Source organism: Lysinibacillus sp. PWR01, assembly GCF_043359455.1.
Taxonomy (GTDB): domain Bacteria; phylum Bacillota; class Bacilli; order Bacillales_A; family Planococcaceae; genus Lysinibacillus; species Lysinibacillus fusiformis_F.
Genome location: NZ_JBHERJ010000036.1, coordinates 39,088 through 45,650 on the forward strand (window position 1 = coordinate 39,088; position 6,563 = coordinate 45,650).

Below are 6,563 nucleotides of genomic sequence, written 5' to 3' on the forward strand. Positions count from 1 at the left end.
GTATCTACGCGTTTTTTTATTAGACAGCAGCTGATGCAGGTTTATCCTTCGGTAAGAAGAAGGCTACTAGCAATAATAAAGGTAATAATGAAACGACAATCATTGTAAAATCAATGCCTTTATGATCCATTAAAACCCCGATAACCATTGCCCCTATTGCTCCCATACCAAAAGCAAAGCCCGTTGTTAAACCTGCCATTGTGCCAATTTTTGTTGGAACTAGCTCTTGAGCATAGACCACCGTTACGGAGAAGCTAATCATGATTAATGTACCGATAATGACTAAAAATATCATAGCGGCCCATAATGGTACATACGGCAATGCTAAACAAAATGGCATTGGTACTACAACAGAAAGAATTATGACATTCTTTCTACCAATACGATCTGATAAAGAGCCTCCAAAAAATGTACCTACTACCCCAAATGCCATAAAGGTGAATATTAATATTTGCCCTAGTCGAAGACTGACATCATAGTGATCCATCAAATAAAACACATAAAAGCTAGTTATATTTGTTGTATAAAATGATCGTGCAAAAATAATTGTAAATAATAACGTTAACGCAATTCCTACTTGTTTCTTTGTTAAAGGAGGCAATGTTGAGACGAGTACACGTTTTTTCTTCGCTATACGCTCCTGCTCCAATTGTTTTTTATACCATGTTGCAATTTTACTTAATAAAATGATACCAAACGTTGCAATAACTAATATGATCGCAGCACCACGTTGCCCGAGAATATCAAAGATGTAAGCACTAATTAACGGTGCAAGAGCTTGTCCTGAATTTCCCCCCACCTGATAGATAGACTGAGCAAGTCCTCTTTTAGAGCCAGCTGCCATAAATGAAACTCTTGATCCCTCAGGATGAAAGATAGCTGAACCAAAGCCGATAAATAATACCGCAATAATAATAATCCAATACTGTGTTGTAAACGCTATAATGGCAATCCCTATAAATGAACTAATCATACCAATAGGTAAAGCATAGGGCATTGGTTTTTTATCACTGATAAAGCCTACAGCAGGCTGTAAGGCAGAAGCAAATATGTTTAAAACAAAAGAAATCATACCAATTTGTGTAAAGGTCAAACCTAATTCACTCTTAAATATGGGAAACATCGCTGGGATAACAGCTTGCATCGTATCATTGATAAGGTGAGCAACACCGATTGCAATCATAATTGGATACATTGGATTTGTTACATTTAATTGTTTATTCATGTTGCCACCTCACTCTTATTTTGGTTATACATGATTGTCGCATACTATCGACCATTTTGCACAAGCTATAGTTTGACAGCTGTAAAAGGAGTTGATATATGCATGGAAAGCTTTATTCATGCTCACTTTTGGGAAATGATTCTTCGAACAACACTTTCATTTTTTGCATTACTTATTCTGGCACGTATACTTGGAAAAAAACAATTGGGCCAGTTAACATTCTTCCATTATATTACCGGCATTACATTTGGGTCGATCGCTTCAGAAATTGCCTCTCAGGAAGAAACACCATTTTTAGATGGTATGATTTCCCTCGTTTGGTGGAGTGCCTTAACGTATTTGATGACCGTTATTACGATTAAATCTAAAAAAGCTCGTGTTCTCATTGATGATAAGCCAACGATTGTTATTCAAAAAGGTCTTATATTAGAATCAGCACTACAAAAAAATCGTCTTCATCTAGATGAGCTGACAATGATGCTACGTGAACAAGCCATTTTCTCTGTACAGGACGTTGAATATGCCTTACTAGAAACGAACGGGAAACTCAGTGTGCTACAAAAAACCTCTGAACAGGTGGCTACAAAGCAGGACGTTAAAGCAGATGTATCACCGCCTACTTATCTTCCTACAGAAGTCATTTCTGATGGTCAACTTATTATAGAAAATATTGTTGAAATAGAGCTGACAGAAGACTGGGTCATGAAGAAATTGAAAAAGCAAAATGTGCATTCCGTAGAAGAAGTTTATTTTGCTCAAGTCCAAACAAATGGTTCCCTGTACATTAGCTTAAAAGATAAAGCGAGACATTCAAGCCCTTAATTGCTTGTCTAGTCTCGTTTTTTGTTAATCAATTTTGACAATATCTAATGGTGTAATAATGCCGAGTAATTTTTGATGTGGTTGACCATGCTCCGTTATTAATAATGCCTCAAATCGCCTCCCTCTTTCGACCCCCTGTTTAAATATTTCCTCAGCCTCATAGATGGATATGGATCTGCTGACAAATTTATAATTCACTCTATTTTTCTCATGCATTAAAATATCATGCAATGTTGGAATTCTTTTTGGTAAATGATCGCCACCCATCTTTGAAGCAAGCCAATTGGTGATTCCTACTGTCGTGATTAGCCCCTTAAATTGCTTATTATAATAAACGGGAAATTGTGTATATTTGCGCAGACGTATCACTTTTAAAACATGTTTTAAAGAATCATTTTCTTGAAAAATCAGTACTCTTTTACGGAACATTTGCCCCACAAGCGTTGGCTTAGCGAGAGTAGCATCTATGTATTCAATTCGTTCTACAACATCGGTATGTGGCTCTGCAATCACATAATGTAAAGAGGTACGATGATGCACAATCGCATTTCGTAAGTCGGCATAGGAGCGTAGATCATCTTCATATTTCTTCACCAAGACATCCTTTTTCTTTGCTTGATCAATAAGTCGATAAAAAGGCATAAAATCCTTAGCACCTACAATATCTCGTAATCTATGATCTATTCGATTAAACGCTGTCAGGAAACGATTGGAATTTTCAGTTCCCACTTTTCATGTCCCTTCTTTCTATAGTAGTTTATATATTTTCCGAGTTATTTGACAAATTTCGAGTTACACCCCCATTATATTCCTAAGTTATGGAGATTCCAAGAATGTAGTTTTACATTCCCTCTTGAAAGTGACGTTACGTCATTTTATATAATGTCATTAACAGGGAGGAGGATTCGTTATTTTACTTACGATTCATCATGTATCAAAACAAACTGGTATTTCTGTTCGCACATTACGTTACTATGAGGAGATTGGCTTGTTACTTCCTATAGCAAAGACCGAGGGGGGACACAGGATTTATGACGAGAATGAGCTAAAAACATTACAACAAATTGTATTTTTAAAAACATTAGGTTTCAAGTTGAAAGAAATTCAGACACTTATCAATAATTCGTGGGAGTGGGAAGCAAGTTTAGACCATCAGCTAGCTTTTGTAGCAGAGGAACAAAAGAAACTACAGCAGATGAAGAACGCCATCCTTGGATTAAAGAATGCTTCGTCTATCGAAGGTGGATTAACAGAGTCCCTTATCCAAAAGTACATTAAACTTTCGAGTCAAGAACGAGATAAAAAGCAAGCTTTCCGCCAGCAGATTTTTGCAGCTGCCGAAATGGACCTTTTTCAAAAATTGCCTAATTTAAACCGAAATGATCCTAATTCTTTAGAGTGGATTGGCTTATTGGGTCAATTAAAGCAACTTCGTAAGGAAAGCCCTGAAGCAGATTCCGTTCAGTTTATTATCAAACGAATGATGGAAAAGACCGAAGTAGAATACAAAGGAAATGATGAGTTTTTAGAGAAGATGTGGACTATACGAAGGTCACCTCACAAATCTGAGCAAATGGGATTATATCCTTTAGAGGAAGAATTTCTACATTTTATTGAGCAGGCTTTTCATATTTATGAATCAAAAAAACAGGCGTCAGGAAAGTCACAACCATGAACATAGAAATGTTGCTACTGATAGGTACCTTAGCTTTATTAGACATGTTTAGTCCTTCTATTATTGGTGTGTCTGTCTATGTATTGCTTGTAGCTAAAAAGCAGCAAATCCGCCTTTTATTAACCTATTTAATGACTGTTGCCTTGTTTTACTTTAGTACTGGGATTTTTTTAATGTTAGGTCTAGGCGTCATCTTCGACCCGATTTCTAATTTGCTAACTAGCTACTCAGCTCGATTTATCATGACCATTGTGGGAGCAATTTTATTTATCGGCAGTTGGTTAGTACCAAAGAGAAAGGCAAATGGAGCACCTAAACCAAAGTCTTTACATGTGACCTCTATGGTAGCCTTAGGTTTCACAACTTCTATTTTAGAAGTTGCAACCGCCCTTCCTTATTTCGCCGCAATAGGTATTTTAACGAGTAATCAATTAACGTTTTATGAATGGTTACCTTTATTGGCAGGTTACAATTTGGTAATGATTGCACCAGGGATTATCCTACTGTGCTTACATCTATTATTCCGCCGATTTATGAATAAACCTTTAAGAAAAATTCAAACACTTTTTGATCAAGGAACAAGTTCTACCCTTTCTTGGATCATGTTCTTTTTGGGACTAATTTTACTTATAAATGGTGGGATGTTTTAAAACGAAAAACGGTAAAAACCCATTATAAGTTGGTTTTTACCGTTTTATACTCTTTTAGATTTTTGTCATAGACGCATTTCTTTTCATCATCACGATGCCAATGCTGATACAGATGATTGTCAATGCTAGCGTAATTATTAAGCTCCACCAGTAATCTGACACCTCTATTGTTCCTCGAAATTTTGCAATTCCGTAGCTTGCTAGTTTCCACGGTGATATTGTCCAAAAGATTCCTACAATCATATCGACGATTTGCCCAACAAAGATCACTGTAAATGCACATGTAGTAGCAATAACGGTTTTAAAACTGGCACTCATCATTAACGTAACAGCTATCACAAATAGCAACCATATATAGTACGTCGAAAAGCTTATTAACAGTGCACCAATGTCCAACGTTCCGTATAGAATACTTGTATAATAGACACTAGCAGCAAACCCAGCGAAAATACTAACAAAACAAATGGTGCTCATGACAACAAATTTACTTAAAAAATATGCGCCAAATGAAATGGGCCGAGCATATAATAATGTTGCCATACCATTAGCTCGTTCCTTACTAATAGCCCCTACAAACGAAGCCATCATCACCAATAAGCCGATCGTTTGAAACTGCCCGATAGCAGCTTGAATTAAATCAAGTGGCATTAATTCTGGCATCAGCATTTCAAAGCCCTCTGGTACATTCCCAACAGCATTTAAAATATCCATCATATAGTAGTTTGTTAGTGGATCATTCATTCCAAGCAGAGCAAACACAAGAGGAATCCATAGAAACTTCCAACTCCGCCATGCTTCTCTAAATTCCTTTTGTAGAAGTACATTGAATCCTCTCATGCTTTTTTCGCCACCTTCATGAAAATTTCTTCCAGAGATGCTGTCTGTCGCTCTACCTTTCTAATTGTATAAGGACATTCACTTAAACGTTGAAGCAACTTCTTCATCGTTGGCTCCTCATTCACTATCTCAATATAGACATAACAACCGATTACATGATTAGATGGATTTGCAAAAAGCTTAGCCTCTTCTTCACTGCCAAATTCAATGACATAATTTTGCTCATCAAAACGTTGCCGTACCTCACGTAATGTTCCCTGTTCTACGAGCTTGCCATTTTGCAAGAATAAGAGTTGGTCTGTCATTTCTTCAGCATCATTTAAAATATGCGTTGAGTATAAAATAGTCGTCTCTTGTTGTAATCCTTTTAATAAATCGAGCACTTCTCTACGTCCAACGGGATCTAATGCTGAAACAGGTTCGTCTAATAGCAGTAATTTAGGCTTATGCACTATTGCTTGGGAAATACCAAGTCGCTGCTTCATCCCACCAGAAAAAGTGGCTATCTTTTTATGTTGGGCATCCCCTAACCCTACAAATTCTAAGGTTTTTTGTGCTTCTAATTTAGCCTTTTTGGCTGCTACACCATTCAACCTTGCAGCCATTTCTGTAAACTCTAACGCAGTTAGCCAAGGATGAAACTGTGGATATTGTGGTAAAAAACCTATATTCGCACGTAAATCATTACCTAGCATCTTTACACTTCCAGCAGTCGGTCTTAAAAGCCCCGTTAACATAGATAAAGTCGTTGTCTTGCCAGCTCCATTTGGACCAATTAAAGCCGTAGAAGTTTTTTCCTCTAAGTTGAAATGAATATTATCTACAACTTTGTGCTCTGCAAATTGCTTGGTCAAACCTGTAACTTGAAGTAAAGTTGTCATGACTGCTTTCTCCCTACTATAAAGTACGCAATTGACCCTAATAGATTAGCAAAGATAATGATAAATACCCAAAGAATTTTAGGCCCGTTTGTTGCATGAATTTTACGTAAATCAATAAGTGCTACGATCATCAAAATAATTTGAACGATGATGAGCGGTGCTATAACTGCCCATGGAACTTTTGCTAATTCCTCCATCATACAGATCACCTCATTATTTGTTATATACTAACTATAACAACTTTGTTCTAATATGTATAGAACAAAATATCTCTTACACCATAAAAAAAAGATGTACCTTAATTAGTACATCTCATGTTGTTGAAAAAAGATGGTGTCAACAGCAGAAAAAACAACTTTGCAAGGTGAGGGATTGATTTCCGTTCCGCCAGCGTCCTTTCCAGGGGGCGTCCGATGAGCCGCTTTACTCACTTCCGTTCGCTCCAGGGTCTCCTCTGTGACGCTAAATCCCCT

At 37.0% G+C, this 6,563-nt stretch carries 8 protein-coding genes; 3 read left to right on the forward strand and 5 right to left on the reverse strand.

The annotated features are described in order from the left end of the window. Positions 1-19: 19 nt before the first annotated feature. The gene (locus ACEVFT_RS05255; protein WP_342533704.1) at positions 20-1,225 is read right to left on the reverse strand and encodes an MFS transporter; all 1,206 of its coding nucleotides are present in this window, start codon (positions 1,223-1,225) and stop codon (positions 20-22) included. Positions 1,226-1,327: 102 nt separating this feature from the next. On the opposite strand from ACEVFT_RS05255, the gene ACEVFT_RS05260 reads away from it, so the two are divergent. Then, positions 1,328-2,047 carry a YetF domain-containing protein gene (locus ACEVFT_RS05260; RefSeq protein WP_205446412.1) on the forward strand — a complete coding sequence of 240 codons (720 nt, stop codon included), beginning with the start codon at positions 1,328-1,330 and terminating at the stop codon, positions 2,045-2,047. A gap of 24 nt (positions 2,048-2,071) precedes the next feature. Here the strand turns inward: ACEVFT_RS05260 and ACEVFT_RS05265 are convergent, their stop codons facing one another. Beyond that, positions 2,072-2,776 carry a CBS domain-containing protein gene (locus ACEVFT_RS05265; protein ID WP_393948567.1) on the reverse strand — a complete coding sequence of 235 codons (705 nt, stop codon included), beginning with the start codon at positions 2,774-2,776 and terminating at the stop codon, positions 2,072-2,074. Positions 2,777-2,969: 193 nt separating this feature from the next. Between ACEVFT_RS05265 and ACEVFT_RS05270 the strand changes: the two genes are divergently transcribed. Together ACEVFT_RS05270 and ACEVFT_RS05275 are read left to right on the forward strand one after the other, a co-directional pair. Beyond that, positions 2,970-3,722: a MerR family transcriptional regulator gene (locus tag ACEVFT_RS05270; RefSeq protein ID WP_393948573.1), complete on the forward strand. Its 753-nt coding sequence runs from the start codon at positions 2,970-2,972 to the stop codon at positions 3,720-3,722. After that, on the forward strand, positions 3,719-4,372 hold the full coding sequence (locus tag ACEVFT_RS05275) for a GAP family protein (protein WP_393948569.1): 654 nt from the start codon (positions 3,719-3,721) through the stop codon (positions 4,370-4,372). Before ACEVFT_RS05270 ends, ACEVFT_RS05275 begins: the two co-directional genes overlap by 4 nt. 54 nt (positions 4,373-4,426) lie before the next feature. On the opposite strand, the gene ACEVFT_RS05280 is transcribed toward ACEVFT_RS05275, so the two are convergent. The 3 genes from ACEVFT_RS05280 to ACEVFT_RS05290 are packed head-to-tail and all read right to left on the reverse strand — an operon-like array spanning position 4,427 to position 6,290. Beyond that, positions 4,427-5,209, reverse strand: a complete 783-nt coding sequence (locus ACEVFT_RS05280; RefSeq protein ID WP_393948571.1) for an ABC transporter permease — start codon at positions 5,207-5,209, stop codon at positions 4,427-4,429. Beyond that, positions 5,206-6,090, reverse strand: coding sequence for an ABC transporter ATP-binding protein (locus ACEVFT_RS05285; protein ID WP_205446407.1), 885 nt, complete (start codon positions 6,088-6,090; stop codon positions 5,206-5,208). The genes ACEVFT_RS05280 and ACEVFT_RS05285 overlap by 4 nt, the downstream gene beginning before the upstream one ends. Beyond that, positions 6,087-6,290, reverse strand: a complete 204-nt coding sequence (locus ACEVFT_RS05290; protein WP_016992404.1) for a PLDc N-terminal domain-containing protein — start codon at positions 6,288-6,290, stop codon at positions 6,087-6,089. Before ACEVFT_RS05290 ends, ACEVFT_RS05285 begins: the two co-directional genes overlap by 4 nt. Positions 6,291-6,563: the final 273 nt, after the last annotated feature.